General features: G+C 62.0%; 14 protein-coding genes. 8 read left to right on the plus strand and 6 right to left on the minus strand.

Annotated features, from left to right (window positions below):
* Positions 1-22 precede the first annotated feature (22 nt).
* The 3 genes from JIN84_RS07750 (at position 23) to JIN84_RS07760 (ending at position 6,481) form a co-directional block, all read left to right on the plus strand.
* Complete coding sequence (locus tag JIN84_RS07750; protein ID WP_200350467.1) at positions 23-3,175, plus strand: efflux RND transporter permease subunit; 3,153 nt, start codon at positions 23-25, stop codon at positions 3,173-3,175.
* On the plus strand, positions 3,172-4,539 hold the full coding sequence (locus JIN84_RS07755) for an efflux transporter outer membrane subunit (RefSeq protein WP_200350468.1): 1,368 nt from the start codon (positions 3,172-3,174) through the stop codon (positions 4,537-4,539). The genes JIN84_RS07750 and JIN84_RS07755 overlap by 4 nt, the downstream gene beginning before the upstream one ends.
* Positions 4,540-4,834: 295 nt before the next feature.
* A complete protein-coding gene (locus tag JIN84_RS07760) occupies positions 4,835-6,481 on the plus strand; it encodes a hypothetical protein (RefSeq protein WP_234043308.1) in 1,647 nt (548 codons plus the stop codon).
* A 107-nt stretch (positions 6,482-6,588) separates the two neighbouring features.
* On the opposite strand, the gene typA is transcribed toward JIN84_RS07760, so the two are convergent.
* The 6 genes from typA to JIN84_RS07790 form a co-directional block, all read right to left on the minus strand.
* The gene (gene typA / locus JIN84_RS07765; protein WP_200350470.1) at positions 6,589-8,433 is read right to left on the minus strand and encodes a translational GTPase TypA; all 1,845 of its coding nucleotides are present in this window, start codon (positions 8,431-8,433) and stop codon (positions 6,589-6,591) included.
* Between the two features lie 276 nt (positions 8,434-8,709).
* A complete protein-coding gene (locus JIN84_RS07770; RefSeq protein WP_200350471.1) occupies positions 8,710-9,360 on the minus strand; it encodes a hypothetical protein in 651 nt (216 codons plus the stop codon).
* A 76-nt stretch (positions 9,361-9,436) separates the two neighbouring features.
* Positions 9,437-9,616, minus strand: coding sequence for a hypothetical protein (locus JIN84_RS07775; RefSeq protein WP_200350472.1), 180 nt, complete (start codon positions 9,614-9,616; stop codon positions 9,437-9,439).
* Between the two features lie 506 nt (positions 9,617-10,122).
* Positions 10,123-10,425 carry a type II toxin-antitoxin system RelE/ParE family toxin gene (locus tag JIN84_RS07780; protein ID WP_200350473.1) on the minus strand — a complete coding sequence of 101 codons (303 nt, stop codon included), beginning with the start codon at positions 10,423-10,425 and terminating at the stop codon, positions 10,123-10,125.
* The gene (locus JIN84_RS07785; protein WP_200350474.1) at positions 10,422-10,652 is read right to left on the minus strand and encodes an addiction module protein; all 231 of its coding nucleotides are present in this window, start codon (positions 10,650-10,652) and stop codon (positions 10,422-10,424) included. The genes JIN84_RS07780 and JIN84_RS07785 overlap by 4 nt, the downstream gene beginning before the upstream one ends.
* A 49-nt stretch (positions 10,653-10,701) precedes the next feature.
* Positions 10,702-15,549, minus strand: coding sequence for a lamin tail domain-containing protein (locus tag JIN84_RS07790; RefSeq protein WP_200350475.1), 4,848 nt, complete (start codon positions 15,547-15,549; stop codon positions 10,702-10,704).
* 122 nt (positions 15,550-15,671) lie between these two features.
* Between JIN84_RS07790 and JIN84_RS07795 the strand changes: the two genes are divergently transcribed.
* The 5 genes from JIN84_RS07795 (at position 15,672) to JIN84_RS07815 (ending at position 21,912) form a co-directional block, all read left to right on the plus strand.
* Positions 15,672-16,538, plus strand: a complete 867-nt coding sequence (locus JIN84_RS07795) for an MYG1 family protein (protein ID WP_200350476.1) — start codon at positions 15,672-15,674, stop codon at positions 16,536-16,538.
* 143 nt (positions 16,539-16,681) lie between these two features.
* Positions 16,682-17,500 (plus strand): hypothetical protein, encoded by an 819-nt coding sequence (locus tag JIN84_RS07800; protein ID WP_200350477.1) that lies wholly within the window; start codon positions 16,682-16,684, stop codon positions 17,498-17,500.
* A 91-nt stretch (positions 17,501-17,591) separates the two neighbouring features.
* Positions 17,592-18,527, plus strand: coding sequence for a UDP-glucuronic acid decarboxylase family protein (locus JIN84_RS07805; RefSeq protein WP_200350478.1), 936 nt, complete (start codon positions 17,592-17,594; stop codon positions 18,525-18,527).
* A 232-nt stretch (positions 18,528-18,759) separates the two neighbouring features.
* Entirely contained in the window at positions 18,760-21,279 is a 2,520-nt protein-coding gene (locus tag JIN84_RS07810) for a histidine kinase (RefSeq protein WP_200350479.1), read from the plus strand.
* A 3-nt stretch (positions 21,280-21,282) separates the two neighbouring features.
* Positions 21,283-21,912 carry a response regulator gene (locus tag JIN84_RS07815; protein ID WP_200350480.1) on the plus strand — a complete coding sequence of 210 codons (630 nt, stop codon included), beginning with the start codon at positions 21,283-21,285 and terminating at the stop codon, positions 21,910-21,912.
* Positions 21,913-22,078 lie beyond the last annotated feature (166 nt).

Raw genomic sequence — 22,078 nt, forward strand, 5'->3', positions numbered from 1 at the left:
CGAACCACGCCCATTTTCTGCCATGAACTTCTCAGACTTCTTCATCAAACGACCGATCTTCGCGGGCGTGCTATCGATCGTGACCTTCCTCGTCGGGGCGATCTCCCTCTGGACGCTGCCGGTCAGCGAGTATCCCGAGGTCATTCCTCCCACCGTCGTGGTGCGCGCCGTCTACCCCGGCGCGAACCCGAAAACCATCGCCGAAACGGTCTCCACGCCGCTGGAGCAATCGATCAACGGGGTGGAAAACTCGATCTACATGTTTTCCCAGGCGACCAGCGACGGCGTGATGACGCTGACGGTCACCTTCAAGCTCGGCACGAATCCCGACGACGCGCAGGTGCAGGTGCAGAACCGCGTGGCGCAGGCGCTGCCGAAGCTCCCGGAGGAAGTCCGGCGGCTGGGCGTGACCACCATCAAGAGTTCGCCGGACCTGACGATGGTCGTCCACCTGCTTTCGCCGGACAACCGCTTCGACGACATCTACGTGAGAAACTACGCGACGCTGCAGGTGCGTGACGTGCTCACCCGCCTGCCCGGCGTCGGCCAGGTGCAGCTCTTCGGCTCCGGCGACTACGCGATGCGGATCTGGCTGGATCCGAACAAGGTGGCGGCGCGCGGGATGACCTCCGGCGACGTGGTCGCGGCCATCCGTGAACAGAACGTCCAGGTCGCGGCGGGAGCCGTCGGCCAGCAGCCGAACCCGCAGTCGGCGGACACCGAACTGCTGATCAACACGAAGGGGCGTCTTGTCACCGAACAGGAGTTCGAGGAGATCGTCGTGAAAATCGGCGAGCACGGCGAACGAACCCTGCTGCGGGATGTCGCGCGCGTCGAACTCGGCGCGTCCGAATACGCGCTGCGCTCGCTGCTCAGCAACAAGACCGCCGTCGCGATTCCCATTTTCCAACTTCCCGGCTCCAACTCCATCGAGCTCTCCAACAATGTCCGCAAGACCATGGAAACCCTGAAGGCGGATTTCCCGGATGGCCTCGACTACAAGATCGCCTACGACCCGACCGTCTTCGTCCGGCACTCCATCGACGCGGTGGTGCACACGCTGCTGGAGGCGATCCTGCTGGTGGTGCTGGTGGTGATCCTCTTTTTGCAAACCTGGCGGGCCTCGATCATCCCGCTCGCCGCCGTGCCGGTCTCGCTGGTCGGCACCTTCGCGGTCATGCACATGCTCGGCTTCTCGATCAACGCGCTTTCGTTGTTCGGCCTCGTGCTGGCCATCGGCATCGTCGTGGACGACGCCATCGTGGTCGTGGAGAACGTGGAGCGGAACATCGCCCTCGGTTTCTCACCGGTGGAGGCCACGCGGCGGGCGATGCGAGAGGTGACCGGGCCCATCGTCGCGACAGCGCTGGTGTTGTCCGCGGTGTTCATCCCCACGGCTTTCATCAGCGGCCTGAGCGGCCAGTTCTACAAACAGTTCGCCATCACCATCGCGATCTCCACGGTGATTTCCGCGTTCAACTCGCTCACGCTTTCCCCCGCGCTCGCGGCGCTTCTGCTGCGTGACCACCATGCGCCGAAGGACGGGCTTTCGAAGGTCATGGACAAGGGGCTCGGCTGGTTGTTCCGCCCGTTCAACCGCTTCTTCGAGTGGGCTTCCGAAAAATACTCCGCCGGGGTGGCGCGGTTGATCCGCCGCAGCGCCATCGCGCTGATCGTGTATGCCGGGTTGATCGCCCTGACCTTCCTGGTGTTCAAGAAAGTGCCGTCCGGCTTCGTGCCCGCGCAGGACAAGCAATATCTCGTCGCCTTCGCCCAGCTTCCGGAGGGTGCCTCGCTGGAGCGCACGGACGCGGTCATCCGGCGCATGGGTGACATCATGCTCAAGCACCCCGGCGTCAGCGACTCCATCGCGTTTCCCGGGCTTTCCATCAACGGCTTCACCAACAGCCCGAACTCCGGCATCGCGTTCGTGAACCTCAAGCCCTTCGAAGACCGCAAGGGGGAGGGCATGTCCGGTCCGGAAATCGCCGCGCAGCTCAACAAGGAGTTTTCGGAAATCCAGGACGCGTTCATCGCCGTCGTTCCTCCGCCTCCGGTCAACGGACTGGGCACGACGGGCGGCTTCAAACTCTACGTGGAGGATCGTGCGGGCCTCGGCTACGACGAGCTTTTCACCGCCACGCAGGCCCTGGTCGCGAAGGCGAACCAGACGCCGGGACTGGCCGGCGCGTTCTCCGGATTCACCGTGAACACGCCCCAGCTTGAGGCCGAGATCGACCGCGGAAAGGCCAAGCAGCAGGGCGTGCCGCTTGGGAACATTTTCGAGGCGATGCAGATCAACCTGGGTTCGCTTTATGTGAACGACTTCAACCGCTTCGGCCGGACCTACCAGGTGGTGGCGCAGGCGGACGCCAAATTCCGCACGAACGCGGAGGACATCACCAAGCTCAAGACCCGCAACCTGGACGGCAAGATGGTGCCGCTCGGCTCCGTGATGAAGGTGAACGAGACCTATGGTCCCGACCGCGCGATGCGCTACAACGGCTACTCCGCCGCGGAGATCAACGGCGGCCCCGCCCCCGGATACAGCTCCGGCCAGGCCGAGGCCATCATGGAGAAAATCGCCGCCGAGACACTGCCGAAGGGCATGGTGCTGGATTGGACGGACCTGACCTACCAGAAGATCATCGCGGGCAACACCGGCATGGTCATCTTCCCGCTCAGCATCATGCTGGTGTTCCTGGTGCTGGCCGCGCAGTATGAGAGCTTCCGCCTGCCCTTCGCGGTGCTGCTCATCGTGCCCACCGCCCTGCTCGCCGCGATGACGGGCGTCTGGCTCACGGATGGCGACAACAACATCTTCACGCAGATCGGCCTGATCGTGCTCATCGGCCTCGCCGCGAAGAACGCGATCCTCATCGTGGAGTTCGCCGTGAAGCTGCGCGAGGAAGGCAAGGGTGTCGTCGAGGCCGCCGTCGAGGCTTCGAGGCTCCGCCTGCGTCCCATCCTGATGACCTCCATCGCCTTCATCGCGGGTGTGTTCCCGCTGGTCGTCGCAAGCGGCGCGGGCGCGGAGATGCGCACGGCGATGGGCGTCGCGGTGTTCGCCGGGATGATCGGCGTCACGTTCTTCGGACTGTTCCTCACCCCGATCTTCTACGTTGTGCTCGAGAGGGTGGGCGTGAAGAAACCACAACCGGAAATCCAATCATGAAATCATTTTCACTTCTGACATTCCTCCTTCTCGCCGCCTGCAAACCTCTCGGGCCGGATCATCAGACGCCCGTCATCAATCTTCCCGTGTCGTTCTCGAACGGCGGGGTGGATTGGACAAAGCGCTCGCCGGATTCGCTGCCGAAACCCCGTTCCTGGTGGAAACTCTACAACGACGGAACCCTCGATGGTCTCGTGGAGCAGGCGCTGGCGAACAATCAGGAACTGACCGGAGCCGCCGCCCGTGTGAAGCAGGCGCGCGCGCTCAGCCGGGCCGCGCGGGGGCGCTATTTCCCGAGCATCGACATCGGGGCGTCCGCCTCCCGCTCGAAGTCCCGCGACAACGGGGTGGAGAACAACGTCAGTGTTCCGGGGGATCTCTCCTACGAGCTCGATGTCTGGGGAAAGGTCCGCCGCCAGGTGGAATCCGCCAACGCCCTGGCCGACGCGAGTCAGGAAAATTTCAGCGCGCTGCGGCTTACCGTCGTCGGGGAGGTCGCCCAGACGTATTGGGCGCTGCGGGCGGTCGATGCCGACCGCGACCTGCTCGCCCGGACCATTGAATTGCGGCGGAAAGGGTTCGACATCATGAGCCAGCAGGAAGGCGCCGGTTCCATCAGCGCGCTCGATCTTTCCCGGGCGCGCGGCGAGGTCGCGACGGCGGAGGCGGAGAAATACCGCTTGGACCAGGACCGCATCGAGCTGCAGAACGCGATCGCCGTGCTCACGGGACGTGCGGCGGGCGGCTTGTCCCTTCCCGCGAAAACCGAACTGCCCGGCCCTCCATCCGTTCCCGTCAGCCTGCCGTCCGAGGTGTTGCTCCAGCGTCCCGACATCCGCGCCGCCGAACGTCGTGTCGCCGCCGCGAACGCGGACATCGGTGCGTCCATCGCAGCCTACTACCCGTCGTTTCAAATCAACGGCAGCGGAGGATTCTCAGCAGGGTCGGGTGGCCAGCTTTTCAAATCCTCCGCACTGGTATGGGCCATCGGACCCAATGTGTCCGTTCCCATCGTGGATCAGAAATTCCTGCGCGACCGCAGGGATGCCGCCATCGCTGCTCACGAGGCGGCCGGCGCGGAATACCGCCAGATCGTGCTCGACGCGGTCCGTGAGGTCGAGAACGCCCTGCAAGCCTCCTCGGTGATCGTCCGCCGCCAGAGCGCCCAGAACGAAGCCACCGCCGCCGCCCGCGAGACCGCGGATCTCTCCACCCAGCGCTACGACGCCGGCCTCGTCGGCTACCTCGATGTGGTGGACGCGGAAAGAACCCGCCTCGAAGCCGAACGCCTCGGCAACGCCGTCCGCGCCGAACGCCTGGCCTTGTCCGTGCAACTGGCGAAAGCGGTGGGCGGGGAATGGTGAGGAGCGCGCTCATCCCGAGCGCTGCCTGCCGGGGACATCCTGTCCCCCGGTGAGTTTCCGCCGGACAGGATGCCCGGCGGAGCAGTCGTCAGGATGGCGGCGCTGCATGCATTCGCATTCCATACCACGCGGGTGTCCGAAGGAGGCGGCAGCTGCTGCTCTGGAAATGGCTGCGCGGAATGAGTTCGGCGCTCCCGCTGATAGTTGCCAATCTCCAATTCTTCTGTGCAAGCGGTGGAAACAGGATATCAGTGATTTGATGAATTACTGGTGGAAGATTATTCTGCGGATTCTCATGTGGGGAGGCTTGGCCGTGATCATGGGGTTGGCGGTGATGTCCACAAAGCAGACCCTTTCCTATTCTTCTGTCTGCTCCCGCTGTCTGGCGACGAAATCGGGGGTGGAGCGCTCCATTCTCGGCATTCCCTATGGGAAGAGCCATCAGTTGATAAGGTATCTTTACAACACGGCGGAGGAACCCCGGCTCGCGAAGTTTTCGAAAGGAAGGCTGATGATCTACGAAGAGATCAATGGGAGGGCCTGCGGGCATGACTTTGTGAAAACGGGCTTCTGCCGTTATCGGGCTGGCTCGGTTGGATGTGGACAATTTGGGGGAAGCGCGAAGGTATGGATTCGGAAAGAATTGATTCTGGGGGTATTCAGAGCTTTTGAAAAAATCCGCGACGACAAACTCGCGGCCGTTTCCTGTCAATTGATCGAGCGGGAGTTTCCTCTTGAGACGCCGCAGGCGGCAAACGGGCGGAATCTGATCAACAAGTCGGAGGAACAAACGGAGCGTGATCGCCGGATGTTGCTGTTCGCAGACCTGCTGGGCCTTGTTCGGGACAGACAGGATTGGGTGGCGGTGCTGGACTATGGAAAGAATGGCTTCCAAGGCGATCCGCCCCTTCTGAACGATCCGGCGGCACTGTCGGAGCGATTGCGGAGTGACAATCCGAACCTCCGCAGGAAGGCCGCGTCCATTTTGGCTCGAGACCCATCCACCAGCGGGGAACTGATCGGGGAAATGCTCGGCAGCGGGGATGAGGAGGTGGTGAAAATCACGGGAGAAAGTGTGTTCCTCAACAAGCGGTTCGGTCTTTTCGGCGCGTTGCTCCGGTCGCAAACCTTGGACGAGTATCGGAGGAAAAGCATGCGCGCCTATACACGGGAGGAATTCGAAATCTTGATTTCAATGAACGATCCATCGGTCGACACCGCGTGCCTTGACGCGATTTCGAAAGGGGATCGGTTTGAGTTGCTGGGAAAAGCTTTGGAGGTGGCGAATCGAGATCCATCGGATGTGGCTTTCAAAGCCATCCATCGGTTGCTGCGGGGGCCCGATCCGTTTTTCGAGAACGAAGACCGGGATCTGGACAAAATGTGGGCAGAAACCGAAACGCTTCATGTTTCCACAGCCGCATTGCGGGAGTCCATGATGATGGACATAGAGGGCAATCGCGGAGAGAGGTCGAAATATGATTTCGTGTCGGCGATCAAATCGATGGGAGCCACACGTGATGTGTCTCAATGGAGTTTTTTGAGGGACGGGTATTTGAAAGCGATCAACGGTGGAATCGGGGAATGGTGGCTCGCCTCCATGGCGAAGGCGATGCACGAGCTTGACGGCCCGGCGACGGAGGCTTTCCTGATTGAGGAAATCAAAGGCGGTGAATTCCGGAGATTGTCGGCGGCGTTCTCAGCAATGGGCCTGATATCCTCGCGGGTTTTCGAAGAACCCTTGAAGGCATTCGTCGCGAATCCGCCCGGGCTGCCGCCCAAGGGGAGCAATCCTCCGAAATACTATTTTTTCGGCGATGGGTATGGGTCGCGTTTTTTGAAATACGCTCTTCACCGCTGTCATGGTGTTCCTTTGTGGCGGCTCGTCAAAAACACGGAGGGAAAGTTTGTCATCGAAAAGCCGCGGGCAACCTCCTGGTGACCGGCGGAAGTTGCCCGCGGTCGGGATAAGAAACACAAAAAAAGCCCCTCGTTCGCACGAGAGGCTTTCTTGAAAACAGGCCCGGCGGTTGGATGCCGCCGCCACGATCAGCCGCGGTTGCTGCGGTCTTCCACGTTCGGTCCCTTGGCGGCGCGCTTGCGGGCGTTCGCGTCGAGGATGCGCTTGCGGAGACGGATGTTCTGCGGGGTGGCTTCCACGAGTTCGTCGGCATCGATGTATTCGATGGCGCGCTCGAGCGAGAAGCGGAGGGCGGGCGTGAGCTTGGAGGTCTTGTCCTTGCCGGAGGAACGCATGTTGTCGAGGTGCTTTTCCTTCACAGGGTTTACCGGAAGGTCGCCGACGCGCGGGTTCTCACCCACGAGCATGCCACCGTAGACCGCGTCGCCGGGAGCGACGAAGAGGATGCCGCGCTCTTCCAAGGTTTGCAGGGAGAACGGTGTGGCGGCTCCGGAATCCATGGAAACCAGCGTGCCGGTCGTGCGGTTCTGGATGTCGCCGGCGTGCGGGGCGTATTCCTTGAAGAGGTGGGACATGATGCCGTGGCCGGAGGTCAGGTTGACGAGCTCGGTCTCGAAGCCGATGAGGCCGCGGGTCGGGATGGTCGCCTGGATGAACACGCGGCCGGAGGCCTCGGTGTCCATGTGTTCCATGAGGCCCTTGCGGTTCATGAGGATCTTCAGGATGCCCTGCGTGTAGTCACCGGGAGCTTCGACGTAGAGGGTTTCGAACGGTTCGAGGAGCTTGCCGGCGTCGTCGCGGCGGAAGATCACGACCGGACGGGAAACGAGGACCTCGAATCCTTCACGGCGCATCTGCTCGACGAGGACGGCGATCTGCATCGATCCACGGGCGGAGACGTTGAAGACACCGGAGGTGTCGGTGTCCTCGACAGTGATGGAAATGTTGGTCTTCAGCTCGCGCATCAGGCGCTCGCGGATGGCGCGGGAGGTGACGTGCTTGCCTTCCTTGCCGGCGAGCGGGCCGTCGTTGATGGAGAACTGCATCGAGACCGTCGGCGGGTCGATGGCGACGAATGGAAGCGGTTCCTGGTCCGGAGTGCCGGCGATGGTTTCACCGATGGCGATGTTTTCAATGCCGGCGGCGATGCCGACGATGCCGCCCGCGCCACAGCCTTCCGAGTCCGCCGTGGCGAGACCGGAGTAGGTGAAGGTCTTCATGACCTTGGACTGGACCTTGGAACCGTCCTCGCGGAGAAGGTAAACGGTGTCGCCCTTTTTCACGCTGCCGCCGAGGACCTTGCCGACGGCCACGCGGCCGACGTATTCGTCCCACTCGATGTTGGAGACGAGCATGAGGAAAGGAGCGTCCGGATCCGCCTTCGGAGCCGGGATGTGTTCGATGATCTTCTTGAGGAGCGGGATGCAGTCCTTGCGCTCGTCATCCGGGCTGTCCATGAAATAGCCGTCACGGGCGGAGCCGTAACAGAATGGCGCGTTGAACTGGTCCTCATCGGCGTCCAGGTCCATGAGGAGCTCGAGCACCTGGTCGTGGACCTTTTCAGGAGTCGCGAGAGGGCGGTCGATCTTGTTGACGACGACGATCGGCTTGAGGCCTTCCTGCATCGCCTTGCGGAGCACGAAGCGGGTCTGCGCCTGCGGGCCGCCGGAAGCGTCCACGACGAGCAGAACGCCATCGACCATCTTCATCACGCGCTCCACCTCGGCACCGAAGTCGGCGTGGCCCGGGGTGTCGACGATGTTGATGGTGTAGCCTTCCCAGAGAATGGCGGTATTCTTCGCCTTGATGGTGATGCCCTTCTCGCGCTCGAGGTCCATGGAGTCCATGGCGCGCTCTTGTGTGGCCTGGTTCTCACGGTAGGTTCCACCGGCTTGGAGAAGCTGGTCGACGAGCGTGGTTTTCCCATGGTCAACGTGGGCGATGATGGCGAGATTGCGAATTTTCAAGGACATGGGAACAAGTGATGAGTGCGGCCTTCGGCGGGAAGGGGGGCGGGCTATGCAGGTTTTTACCGCAAATGGCAAGGCGGGATTCGGGAAAAATCGAATCCGCGTGACGAAAAATTCGAATTCCCCGGCTTGAGCCGCCGGATCCAAACCTCACCGGAGCGGTCGCTAGGTCGTTGCTTCAATGGTATCCGGTTTTTCAGGCAACCCGGTGGGTGTGAGCATTTCGTCCCAGATCGCCCGCAGTGAGGGCTGGCAATTCCGAAAACCCCCGCTGCCCTTCTATTCAGCAGGTGGTCCTTGTGATGCCTTCTGCGGGCGTTTGGCCATGGGTGGCAAAGGGCTGCGATTCCGGAGCGGGGCGAACCGCTGCTTCCGTGCGGCGGAGAAAAATTCCCGGCGGTCTCTTGCCTGGATGACAAGGATGGAGAAGAAGGACACCAGCAGGAGCAGGAACGAGAGGATGAACCCTTCAAGGAGGGTGACGCTGTAAACGGGAAAGAAATTACTGCTGGCATCGGACGATGGAGTGCCACCGAACGTGCTGGTGTAACCGGCGTAGGGAGCCAGATGGTTGAAAATGTTCATGGCAAGCATCCCGCACCATGTGTCGGGAGTGAAAAATATGGCAGGCGTCCATATTAACAACAGCGAGAGCGCGGAGATCCACCCCCGGATTTTCGCACCCAGCCGCAGCGACCGTGAAAGGATGTGCCCGCCATCGGCAAGCGGACCGCGCAACGAGGTGAGTGTGGCGTAAAGCAGGATGAAGGTGCCGATCGCTGCAGCCATTGCCGCGATCGCTCCGGGGTTGTTCCGTAATCCCATGTAGAAAAGAGCGATGTACAGGCTCGGCAAGGCGTTCAGGGAGCAATGAAACGCCCAGAAGCGCAGTTGCCGGGGGAAGGTGGATCGGAAGGTGGTGTCGGTCATGGAAGTCCCAGAGGCTGGCAGGCCCCGGTGAAGTCTTGATGAAAGGCGGGTGAAATCGCCAGCGGAGGGTTTCATGTCAGACATCCATGTCAGGCAGGCCGGGGTGCCGGTCCCTGTGCCTCGCGACACGCCGTTTCTCCTCGCTTGCGAAAAACTCCCGGCGGTCGCGGGCCTGGAGGACCATGAGGGCGCAAAAACAGAAGAGGAGGACGATGAAGGAAAGAATCACGCCTTGAATCACCGTGGTGATGAACATTTCGGCAAATCCGACTGAATTGGGGGGAATCTGTTAGCCGGGCCCTGCAGCCGACCTGACGGGCTCCGAAATCGACGATCATGGCCGAAATCCAGCCGCACCAGACATCCGGCAGAATCAGAAGCCCACCCAGAGATGGAATGGGGATGATAAAAACGGAGAACCAGCTACGAGCCTCGACCCCCGCTTTCAGAGCCCGGGCCAGAATGTGGCGCTCATCTGACAGGGGAGACGGAAACGAAGTGAGGACCGCATACGACAGGATGAAGATCCCTATGACGGAAAGCATGGCCATCACCGCGGCGGGATTCTTGTATAGATCGCTGAAAAACATGGCGACGAAGAAGCTGGGCAAGGCATTCACGCTGCAATGAAACGTCCAGAAACCGAGTTGCCGCGGGAAAGTGGATCGGAAGGTGGGACTCATGGATGATTCACAGACTGGGCGGGTCTTGTGAATCCCTGATGGAAGCCCGATGAAATTTCGGCGCGATTATCGAAATGAATCAGTCAACCGGTTTTCGCCGTGAAATCCAATAGCTGGGGCGGCGGCTGGAATGCGCGACAGCCAGCACCCACAAGATTTCATTTTTAATCACATATGGAATGTAATAGGGAAACATCCTGAGATTGATGCGTCGATGGGTTCCGGAGCGGATTCGATAGATTTCCGGACGAGCGGCGATCGATGAAACACATCGATCCACTTCATTTTGGAATCGTTCACCCAACCCGGATCCGGCTTCTTCGTAATAGGAAATAGCGTCGAGGAATTCTTCCAATGCTTCGTCGATGAAGCGGATCGTCATTGCGCCAGGAGTCGCTTCGCCGCCGTCATCACCTCGGAGTATGGAACGCCGGTAACCCAGCCCTGATCGATGGCATGGATGCGTTCGCCAATTTCATGATCCCATGCCGCTTCGGCATCCGGATCGTTCTCGATGGATGTGGTCTCAAGCAGAAATCCCGCGAGTGCTATCTTCTGCCGGGGCGGCAGATCCATCGCGTCTTTGGTGATTTGTTCGAGTCCTTTCACGATGCGACAACGTGCCAAAAAGTCGGCATGAAGTCAAATGATGAAGATGTTACTTCTCCACCACCCGCAGCCTGATGAACGTTTTCTCCTCCGGCAGCGGATCGAGTTTCCAAGTGAGTTTGGAGGTGCCCGAACTGTTGGGAGTCTCGGCGGTGAAGGTGAGGGCGTTGGTTTTCCATTCGATCAGATCGGTGGACCACTCGGGCACCAGGGTGGCGTCATCGGCTCCGAGGCGGCGGGTGACGGTGAAGTTTCCGGTGGTATCGAGCGCGGGACCGGGTTGGGAGAGGGCGTAGTCCAGCAGGCTCTGGCCCGGCGGACGGGTGAAGGAGTCGCCGCTTCCGGGATTGCCGTTGAGCTGGGCGCTGGGCCGCCATGAGAGGGGGTTTTCCGGGTCGGCGGGATTCAGGAGGATCATGCTGTGGCCGGTGGCAGGGCTGGGCCACGGGAAATCGATGCCATAGCTGAAGTCCAGCAGGACGCCGCCGGAGGGTGTTTCAAGACGGAGGTGCTCGCCGGTGTTCGAGAGTGCGGTTTCATTCTGGAAAATCCCGGAGATGGGTTTGCCGGTGCCGTGCTTGCTTTGGAAGGCGGCGATGTTTTGCACGATGAGCACGCGTCCTCCGGGAGCGAGCGTGGAGGCGGCGGGGAAGGTGAAGTCGATGCCGTCGGTGAAACGCGCTCCGGCGAGGTCCACCGTGGTGGTGCCGGGGTTGTACAGCTCGATGAATTCCGCATCGCCATCCGGTGGCGGCGGGAAATACGAGATCTCCGAAACCACGAGATTGGCAGGGGTGGGGGCGGTGGTGCCGAGCTGGTAGGTGGACTCGGAAAGGGCGCTCCAGGTGCTGCCGTTCTTCGCACGGAAACGCACGGTGCGGGGACCGGTGCCGGTCAGAACAAGCGGGGTGGAGGTGGTGGAGCGGGTGGCGACGAGCGAGAGGTTCATGCTCAGGTCGCTGCTGCCGTCGCCGCTCTGGTGGATTTCCACGGCGAGCGTGTTGCCGCCCGCGCGGAGCGCCCCCGGCGGGATGGCGATGGGAGGGGTGATGGTGTCCTCGATGGGATTTCCGGTATAATAATTGTAGGCGGGATTGGTCGGGAGGTTCCCGGCGATGCGGTTGCCATTGAGATAAACGGCGTAGGCGTCGTCATACTCGACGGTGAGCGCGAGGCTGGTGATCGAGTCGGGATCGGTGACGGAGAAGGTGCGGCGGAAATAGCAGGTCGCGGGTTTCAGAGGGCCGGGATAGGTGACCACCGTGGCCTCGTCGTTGTCGCCGTAGCCGAGTTCCGCCGTGCCGGTGGGCCAGGAGCTGTCGTTGTAACCGTCGTTCCTCCATGCCGTGCCGAGGTCGCTGCCATTTCCCTGGTATTTCCAGCCGCTGGCGGACCATGGAACGAGGTCTTCGCTGGTGGTGCTGGCGGTATAGGTGAGCGCGCCGGAGCGCAGGGCGCCGCCGACGGCCCGCGGATCGCTGCCGTCCGCCATGTAGTGGAGTGTGGCCGAGGGCGGGCCTTGGACGGCGACTTCCACGCCGCTGGGCTGGTAGCCGCCGTAAGGGCTGAGGACAGGAGCGTCGAGCGAGGGGTAGAGGCCGTCGGCGCGGAGCTGGCCGAGGACGATCCCGTTCCTCGGCGTGAGGTAGGAAATGAGTGTGTTCTGCGCGTTGATCCAATTCTGCCGCGTGCGGGGCGGATGGGTCTTGGAATCTCCCCAGCGGGCGCTTTCAGCAGCGATGGCGGGATCCACGAAGGCGGCGAGCTTGTTGATCCGGTTCTGCCACGCCTCCGGTGTCAGCGCGCCATTGTTGAAAAGGTGACGGTGCACCCGGTCGGCCCAGCGCATCTTGTATTCCACATTCGAGATGAGATCTTGGTGGATATAGAGCGGATTATAATAAGAGACGTTGGATTCGATCTCGTTGTTGGTGTAGGGGCCGGTCCGGTCTTCGTTCACGTTGAGAAGGGTGTGTTCGAAGTCGTGGACGAAAAATTGGAATCCCTTGCGAGGGTTCCCATCCCGCCGCCGGCTGCCGGACCAATTGTTCGCACGGTTGTTTCCGAGGAAATTGGAGACACAGCCGTCGAGGTTTCCTGACCAGAACGTCATCAGGTTGTAGTCGATGAGATTGTCCACATCCAACAGGACCGGGTCCGAGGTCGTTGTGACTCCGTCCGCCGCGAGGCCCATGAGCTTGAAGTAGTTCGCGTTTGTCGGCGAGGCACGGGTGGCCTTCGCCTTGGTGAACAGATCCTGCCATGCGACGAGGTTTCCGTCCGTGGCGACCGTGACGAAATCCGCGTCGCTCTCGGCCTTCACCACATCATAGTCATCCTGGTCCCCGCCCAGGTAGGATTCGGAAAACGCGGCTTCAGTCCGTTCATCCAGATCGTAGATCCCCCAGTAAACCCCGTTCAGGTAGAGGTGGAAATAACGCACATGCGATCCGGGCTGTCCCATGTCGAGCTGGGCCTGGCGGCAGGATTCCTCACGGAGGAACGTGTTCTGGTCGTTGCCCTCGAACGACCATGAGTAATTTTGGGCGGTGCGCAGGTCGATCTTGTCGAACTCCTGCGCCGCATCCCTGCCGAAGAGCGGGTAGTTCAGCTTCCCCGCGCCGTATTCATCCCGGAAAATGAAACGCAGCGCGTGTTTCGGATTGTCGGTGCTGCGGGAGAATCCCCCGCGCACGCGCATTCCGCCGGTGATCTGGAACTCGCTGGTGCCGTTCGGATTTTCCGCGTTTGGGGGATTGATCCATTCCAGCGACGCGGCGCGCTCCCATGCCAGTCCCCGGTTGCCCGGGTTGGAATAGATCCCCTGCGAACCGCCGATGTTGAGCAGGTTCGGCAGATCCGTGGTCACCATCACCGATGGCAGGGCAAGCAGCGCGGCCCTGACCGTGGCGGGGCCGCCGATGTCCGGGTTGCCGTTGTTCACGATGTCCGGGTCCATCCCATAGTCCATGATCTGCGAGGTTCCGCTGGATGAGGGCCACCCGGGAGGTGCCGCGCCGGTCGGCGACTGCACGAGGACGTCCGCCGGGAAAACATACGAATGGGTGTCCACCGGCGCGGACCGCCAGCCGGGGATGGTCGCGACGGCCCGCACCACCGTCGTTTTGGAAATGGTGAGGGGGCCGGAGTAGAGCGTGCCGTTGGTGGCGCTCGGAGTGGAGCCGTCCGTGGTATAGCGGATCACCGCCCCCGGAGTGGCGCAGGTGATGGGCAGGCTGAAACCCGTGGTGAAGATGCCCCGCACCCGGCCGAATGCCAGTGGCGCCACATTTCCCAACGAACTCGGCTGCCCGTTGAGCCAGCCCGGCGTCGCCGTTCCCTCGCCATAGATGGCGGGACCGGCGGTCGCATCCAGGCTTCCCGCCACCAGTTCGGGCAGGACAAGGAAATCACCGGCTCCGGTGGAGGCGTTCAGCCCCTGGATGGCGAGCAGGTTCTGCCCGTTCGCGAGGGATGGCAGGGACGCGGTCAGGTCGAATCCCTGCCGTCGCAAGGTCTGGGCGTTGGACCGCACCGCTGTCGCCGCCGAGTTCCACAGCAATGGGGAAGGCGCGTTCGCCGCCGCCACCGGCTGGCCGTTGAGCCATGCGGAAAATCCGTCATTATACCGCATCACCAGAGAGAGTGCGGTCGCGGTTCCCGGTCCGGTCGTGGAAAAGGGAAGGCGGAAGTAGGCGCTGGTCTTTCCACCCGCGAGGGATCCCTGCATGTTGGTTCTCACCAGCCCGTTCGCATCCGCCGGAGTGGTCGTTACGGCCAGTCCGCCGTTCGCGACGTCGCCGACGAGCCGGAAAGCGCTCGAATCGAAACTCGTCCTCTGCCCCGGCGCCGCGAAAAACTCCACGCAATCCCCACCGGTTCCTTGGAACATCACCGCTTCGAAAGTGTGCGGACCGGCGGCCAGGCCGATGGTTCCGAAGAAATCCTGCGGTCCGTGGAAAGTGTCGTCCCGCATGATTTCCACCCCATCGATGAGGATGCGTCCGCCGTCGTCGGAATTCAGGCCGAAGGTGTAGGTTCCGGCCGTGGGGATGGTCAGCGTGCCGGTAGCGACGACCACGTAATTCTCCCCGCTGGGCAGCGATTCGTTGTTGCCGTAGCGGCCTTCCGACCCGGCACCGAGGAAATTCACCACCGGGTAGATTCCCTTGTCCGTCCTCAGCACCTGTGGGTCGTTCTCCGGCAGGGATGCCAGGTTGAGCGCGTCCACCAGTCCGCCGATGCCGCCGTTTTTCGCGACCTGCCGCACGGTGATGCCCGGCACGCTGAGGCCGAACCCATAACCGCTCTGCCCGCCCGCCCACGAGGAATCGACAAATCCCGGTTGGTTCCAATTTTCCGCAGGGACGCCAGCCGCCGTCGGGACCTGATATTTGCCCGCGGTCCCGGCCGGGAGCAGGGTGGTCGTCTGGAATCTCAGTCCATACGCCTCATCCCCGAGTTGCGCCGGGAACTTCGGCGAGTAGGAATGCGCCACCGTCACTCCGTCCGGCTTGACCAAGCCGAGGAACTCCCCGTCTTTGGACAACGAGAAATTCGTGTGCAGCGGGGACCCCGGCGTCCGCCGGTTCTTGCTGGAGGCCCACACCAGCAGGAACTGCCCCGGTTGGAGGGTCACTGCCGGAAACCTCCATTTCGTCAGGTTCGACGCGTTGTCCGTGAGATACCAATCCGCGAGGGCGACGGGTGTGGCGTCCGGATTGTGAATTTCCAACCAGTCGGAAAATTCCCCGTTTTCATCCTGCACGGTGCTTTCGTTGTCAGCCATGAATTCGCTGATCACCGGCGCCCCGAAGACCGGAGCGGTGAGGAAAAATCCCAACAATGAAATGACCAGCTTTTCGCGCATCGGAGCGTTACGTGACGTTTCTGTCATATTTCGCACAGGAGTTGGAAAAAATCCAGTTCTGGTCCGCAGGAGTCCGTCACCTGTCGCGGAATCTCCATTTCAAAAAACTTCCCATTTAGTCTCCCGCTCCCGTAAGTTGCCCGCCTCGCATGACATTTTCCCGAATCCTCACCCATCCCGGCGGCTCGCATAAGGACGAGTTCCTCGCCTGCTGCCTGCTCCTTGCCGGAAATCCGGTGCCCGTGGTCCGCCGCGAGCCGGTCGCGGAGGACCTGGCGGATCCCTCCGTCGCGGTGGTCGACGTGGGGCACGAGCACGCGCCGGAGCGGGGGAATTTCGACCACCACCAGTTTCCCAAGGACCACCCGCCGACCTGCGCGCTGAGCCTCGTCCTGCAGCACCTCGGAGTGTACGAGGATGCCCGGGAATTCTGCGACTGGCTGGAGCCGGCGGAGTGGTTCGACACCCGCGGACCCATCGAGACGGCGAAATGGCTAGGTCTGCCGAGGGAGACACTTTTCAAGCTGAACTCGCCCATCGACACCACATTGTTGCGCCGTTTCGCCGCCTCGTCGGAGCTGTTGCCCGGAGAACCGTTGTGGGAGGTGATGAAATGGATCGGCGAGGATCTGCTGGGTTATCTGAAAAATCTCCGGGAACGTCTGGACCACATCGCGCGGGTCGCCGAATTCTGGGAGATCCCGACGCCACAGGGCTCGTTCAAGGTCCTGTTCATGCCCCGCACCGAGCCGATGCCCGAGGAGCCGTCTTCCGGACTGCCCCGCTTCATCGAGGGGCACCCGCAGGGTGCGGATGTCGTGGGGCAGGTCTATCCGGACCGCCGGGGCCCGGGATACGGCTTGTCCCGCCACAACGATCATCCGGGTCTGGATTTCACCAGGATCGGGAATTGTGAGGACGTGCATTTCGCCCATGCGCGGGGATTTGTCGCGAAAACCTCGGCGAGCGATCCCGCGCGCCTTCGTGAACTGCTGGCACAGGCATGGATCTCATGAGTGAACATCCGCCGGCAGATGCGGTGCCCGCGAGGCAGGGCCGGACCGGCACGACATTTCTTACCTGATCGCGTGAAAACAACCCCTTGCGCAGACCCCTCATCCGTGGGAGTCGTAGCACGTGCCAGCCCGTCCCTTCTCCCATGCGTGAAACCCTGATTGTCGTCGGCCTGACGGTGCTTGCCATAGCACTGCGATCGGGACGCGGAAACACCATGCGCAAGCTTGGTGCGCTGACGATGTTGGGTGCGAGCTTCTGTCTGCTCTATTTCATCACCCGCAGCATTTGGGGTGGGGCGGTGGGCGTGGCGCTGTGGTTTTTCCTGCCATGGATCGAGCTGCTCACCCGCATCCGCCAGATGCGGCTGCCGCTGAACAACCGGCTGGACCACCGCGAGGTGCCGAATCCCTCGTTTTTCCCGAACGCCACCGAAGCCGCCGCGGCGATGGAGGAGGCGGGCTTCGACCACGTCTCGGACTGCGGTTGGGAGTGGGCGGGCATGCAGCAGTTTTTCCAGCTTTTCTGGCATCCGGAGGAACGGGCCGTCGCCGCCGTCTGCCTGTGCGAACAGAGCGATGTGGCGTTCGCGTTCATCTCCATCACCTCGCATGATGCGGATGGGAAAATCTGGCGCACCACGAATTTCCCCTTCGCCCCCACCCTGCGGTGCCCGCCCGGCGTCAGCTGGAACCACGTGCCGTGCGAGCGGAGCTGCTTCCACCAGATCCTCGCGGACCATCAGAAATACCTCGGGCGGATGCGCGTGCCGGCCGACCGCCTGCGGATGCCGGATCCGGAGGAGATCGAGGACAGCATCGAGCGCGAGATGCGCAGGCAGGTGGATCACAATCTGGCGGTCGGAATCATCCGGCTCACCGAGGACGGGCATTTCAAATATTCCACCCGGGGGTTGTTTTTCCTGTGGGGACAATTCGTCAAGGACATGATTCGGCTTTGTTAGATGTCAGGAAACACGGATTCCCGCCGTTTCATGCTAACAAAAAACATCAATCAACCTTGATTCACGGAACGCGGACTGCTACATCGCGCGCATGCGTATTTTGATCACCGGCGGAGCCGGATTTTTGGGTTCCCATCTTTGCGAACGGTTGCTTAACGAAGGTAATGAGATCATCTGCCTCGATAACTTTTTCACGGGTCGGAAGCGCAACATCGCCCACTTGTTGGACAATCCGTATTTCGAGCTCGTCCGCCACGATGTGACGGAGCCGTTCAAGTTCGAGGTGGACCAGATCTACAACCTCGCCTGCCCCGCGTCCCCCCCGCACTACCAGCACAACCCCATCAAGACGACGAAGACGTCCGTCATGGGCGCGATCCACTGCCTCGGTCTCGCGAAGCGGGTCGGCGCTCGGGTCTTCCAGGCATCCACCTCGGAGGTCTATGGCGATCCGGACGTGCATCCGCAGCCGGAGTCCTACCACGGAAACGTCAACCCCATCGGCATCCGCGCCTGCTATGACGAGGGGAAACGCTGTGCGGAGACGCTTTTCTTCGACTACCACCGCCAGAACAACGTGGACATCCGCGTGGTCCGTATTTTCAACACCTACGGTCCGCGCATGCTGCCGGACGACGGTCGCGTCGTTTCCAACTTCATCGTCCAGGCGCTGCAGGGCAAGGACATCACCATCTACGGAGATGGCAGCCAGACCCGCTCGTTCTGCTACGTGGACGACCTCATCGAAGGTTTCATCCGCCTGATGAACCATCCGTCCCAGGTTGGTCCGGTGAACATCGGGAATCCCGGTGAATTCACCATGCTCCAGCTCGCGGACCTCGTCCTTAAGAAAGTCGGCGGACCTTCCAAGATCACCCACTTCCCTCTTCCCGGAGACGATCCGAAACAGCGCAAGCCGGACATCACCATCGCCACGACGGAACTCGGCTGGCAGCCGACCGTCTCGCTCGACAAGGGGCTGGACGCGACCATCGACTATTTCCGCAACCTGTTGGCGGAAGGCTGAGAACCCGCCTTCGCAGCGGTTTCCGACATTCTGAAGCCCGTGGAAGGAATCGTTCCTTCCACGGGTTTTTCATGTCCGCCGTCTCCGGACTCCGGAGTTCCCTGCTTCCTTGACGCGGTGGATCATGCCGGGCAGTTTCCCGGAAGTGGGATTTTCCCGCCGGTCCTTATCACCGACAACCCGAGAAGTGCGTCCGTTCCCGTTCCTGCATCATTGCCTGCTGACATTCCTGATGTTTTCCGGAATGCATGCCGCGCGTGCGGAGCTGGCTCCGTATGAGGCGGACGGTGATACGCTGCACCTGTGGCACCTGGACGAATCCGGGCCACCCTTCGCGGATGAAATACCGGGGGGGCGGCCGATGGTAGGGCTGCTCAACGGGGCGAGGGCGGAACAGGAGGCGCTGCCGGGACTGGGGAAATCCGTTTCATTCAATGCGAATGCCGGCGGAACATCGGGCACCTCCGACCTGCGCGGGGCGATCCTGATCTCCGCACCCTCGCTGAACAACGGGGCGGATGACAACGCACCCGCGGGCTTCCGTTACTTCGGGCCGGACGGAGCGTTCACCTATGAAATGGTGGTGAAGCTGGACGTCCTGCCGAAAGACTCGACGCAGATCGCACTGGACCTGCTGACCATGGAGGGGGACGGCGCGGACCGGATCTTCAATTTCCGCATGGAAAAGGAGGGCTTCCTTGTCTTCGTCCCGCTGCCGCACTGCGGCGCGAGCGGCGGGGCCATCGCGACCATCCCCACCAGCGGGCCCAACAAGCCGGACACGGAGCACTGGTTCCATGTCGCGGTGAGTTACAATGGAAACGGCGGCGCGGCGAACAACCTGAAGCTCTACTGGACCCGGGTGGGCGGAGGCGCGGTCGTGGCGAACCACATCGGCAGCGGCACGCTTTCCAGTGATCTGAACGGACTGGTGGGGGATCTCGCGATCGGAAACGAAGCCCGTGAATTCGTGGGGAACGCGGAGGCCGAACCTTTTCCCGGGCTCATTGATGAGGTGCGGATCAGCGGGGTGGCGCGGCATCCCAGCGATTTTTTCTTCATCCCGCCCGAGCAGCGGAGGAATCCCGCGCATGTCCAGACGGACGCGCAGAAAGTGGTCCCTCCGCCGGAGTTCGATCTGGAATTGATCGATGTGCTGGTGGATTCGTCGTCCGCCATCCCGCTCGGCGCGGGCAAGCCGCTGGAGCTGAGCGCCGGACTTCACCGGTTGGATTTCGATTTCGGCTTCCGGCCGGAATCAGGCGACGCCGGTGGATCGTTGCAGACGGCGGTGGACATGAAGCTGCGCTGCCAACTGGAGGGGGTGGATGACCAATGGCAGGAGACCGAGGTCGGCATGGGGCTGGTGTTCCAGGCGTTGGACTCCAACAACCGCGTCGTCTCGCAGTCCCGTTTCCCCACCGTGGGGCGCAGCGAAGGGTGGAAGACGACACTGGAAGACTCCGCCATGACAAGGCGGGTCGAGCCGGTCTACCTGCCCGCGAATGCGAAAAAGCTCAAGCTGATCCTGAACTCCGGCTCGCGGGACACGACCGGATTCTTCGCCATCGACTACATCGGCCTGCAGATGGCGGGGGAGGGGAATCCATCGTTGTTGGAGAACGGGGTGTTCACCTACAATGCCTACACCACCTCCCCGGCGGGCTCCCCGGCCGGCTGGCATCGGGGGGGCTCGGACCCGTCCATCGCACGCATGATCCTGCGCCCGGACCGTCCCGGCATCGGCCTGGTGGACGGCGACCAGCAGAAGTTCGGCGAGTGGACGGCGGTGCAGACGCTGCTGCCGGCCATCCAGAATACCGTCACCTATTCCCTCGTCTGGTATGAGGCCTACAACGTCATCGGCGGCAGCACCCATCGGGCGACCTACGTGAACGTGCCGCCCGGGGAATACACGTTCCGGGCCATAGGCCTGACAGGCATGGGAGGGGTGGCGAGCGACGAGCTGTCGCTGGCCATCAAGATCCATCCGCCGTTCTGGCAACAGGTCTGGTTCCTGCCGGTGGTGACCGCGGCGTGCGTCGCCTTGTTCGCGGGCGCGATTTTCTCATCCCACCGTTCCCGCTCGAAGCGTTCGATGGAGCGGCTCCGTTTCCAGAATGCCTTGGAAAAAGACCGCACCCGCATCGCCCGGGACATGCATGACGATCTGGGGTCGCGCGTCACCTTCATCAACATGAGTGCCGCGCTCGCGCAGCGCGACATCGAGCGGGCTCCGGAGAACGCGCGCCGCCACCTCTCGAAAATGACCGAGTCCGCGCGGGATCTCATCGTCGCCATGGATGGACTGGTGTGGGCGGTGGACCCGGCCCATGACACCCTGGACCACCTTGCTTCCCATCTTACGCGGCTGGCGGAGGAAATGTTCCGCGACACGTCCGTGCGCTGCCGGATGGACATCCCTTCCTTTCTCCCCGCCCTGCCTCTCGGCTCGGATGTGCGCCACCACATCGCTCTCGCGGTGAAGGAGTCCTTCCACAATGTCCTGCGCCACGCGGGCCCGTGCGAGGTGTTTTTCTCCATGGAGTTCGACGGCGGGAGAATCCTCATCACCATCCGGGACACGGGGGTGGGCTTCGACCCCGCGACCGACGAGCGCGGGCACGGGCTCGACAATCTGGCCGAGCGGTTTAAAGAAATCGGCGGTGCCTGTAAGATTTCCTCGTCACCCGGCAGCGGCACCTCCATCGTCCTGAGCTGCGGGGTGAAGGAAACGCCCGGCAAGAAATAACCGATGGCTGAAAAATCCAACACCATAGCGATCGTCGAGGACGACGCGTCGCTGAGCGGGATCCTCACCGAGATCGTCACCGCGTCCCCGTGGAAGCTCGTGAGCACTTATTCCAATGCCGAGAGCGCCTTGGAGGGCCTGGCGAAAAGCTGCCCGGAGGTGGTGCTCATGGACATCCAGCTACCGGGCATGTCCGGCATCGAATGTGTGGCGAAGCTCAAGGCGCTGCATCCCGCGGTGCTGGTGCTGATGGTCACCGTCTATGACAACAACGAGCGCATCTTCGACGCGCTGGCCGCCGGGGCCTCGGGTTACCTTTTGAAACGGGACGCGCCGGTGAAGCTGTTGGAGGCGTTGGAAGACCTGCTGGCCGGTGGCTCTCCCATGTCCGGTGCCATCGCCCGCAAGGTGGTGCAGCATTTCCACAAGACACCGCCCAGGAACAAGGACCACAACCTGACGCCGCGCGAGACGCAGATCCTGGAGCTCCTCGCCAAGGGGAGCCTCTACAAGGAGATCGCCTGGGATCTCGGCATCGGTTTTGAGACGGTCCGCTCGCACATCGACAACATCTACAACAAGCTCCACGTCCGCACCCGCACGGAAGCGGTAGTGAAATTCCTCGGGCCGTAGTGGTTTGCTGCCGCTCTCCCGTGCCTGCTCCGCCTACGGCGTGGCAGGGTATTGTGTGGGAGTTTTAATGTGTCGTATGATTTTAAAATCGAGCGACTTACGGAATGATTGGCTCCGGGTTTTCCTGGTGCTCCGTGACGCCCCCATTTAGGGGGGGAAGGGCTTC

The organism is Luteolibacter yonseiensis (assembly GCF_016595465.1).
Classification (GTDB): domain Bacteria; phylum Verrucomicrobiota; class Verrucomicrobiia; order Verrucomicrobiales; family Akkermansiaceae; genus Luteolibacter; species Luteolibacter yonseiensis.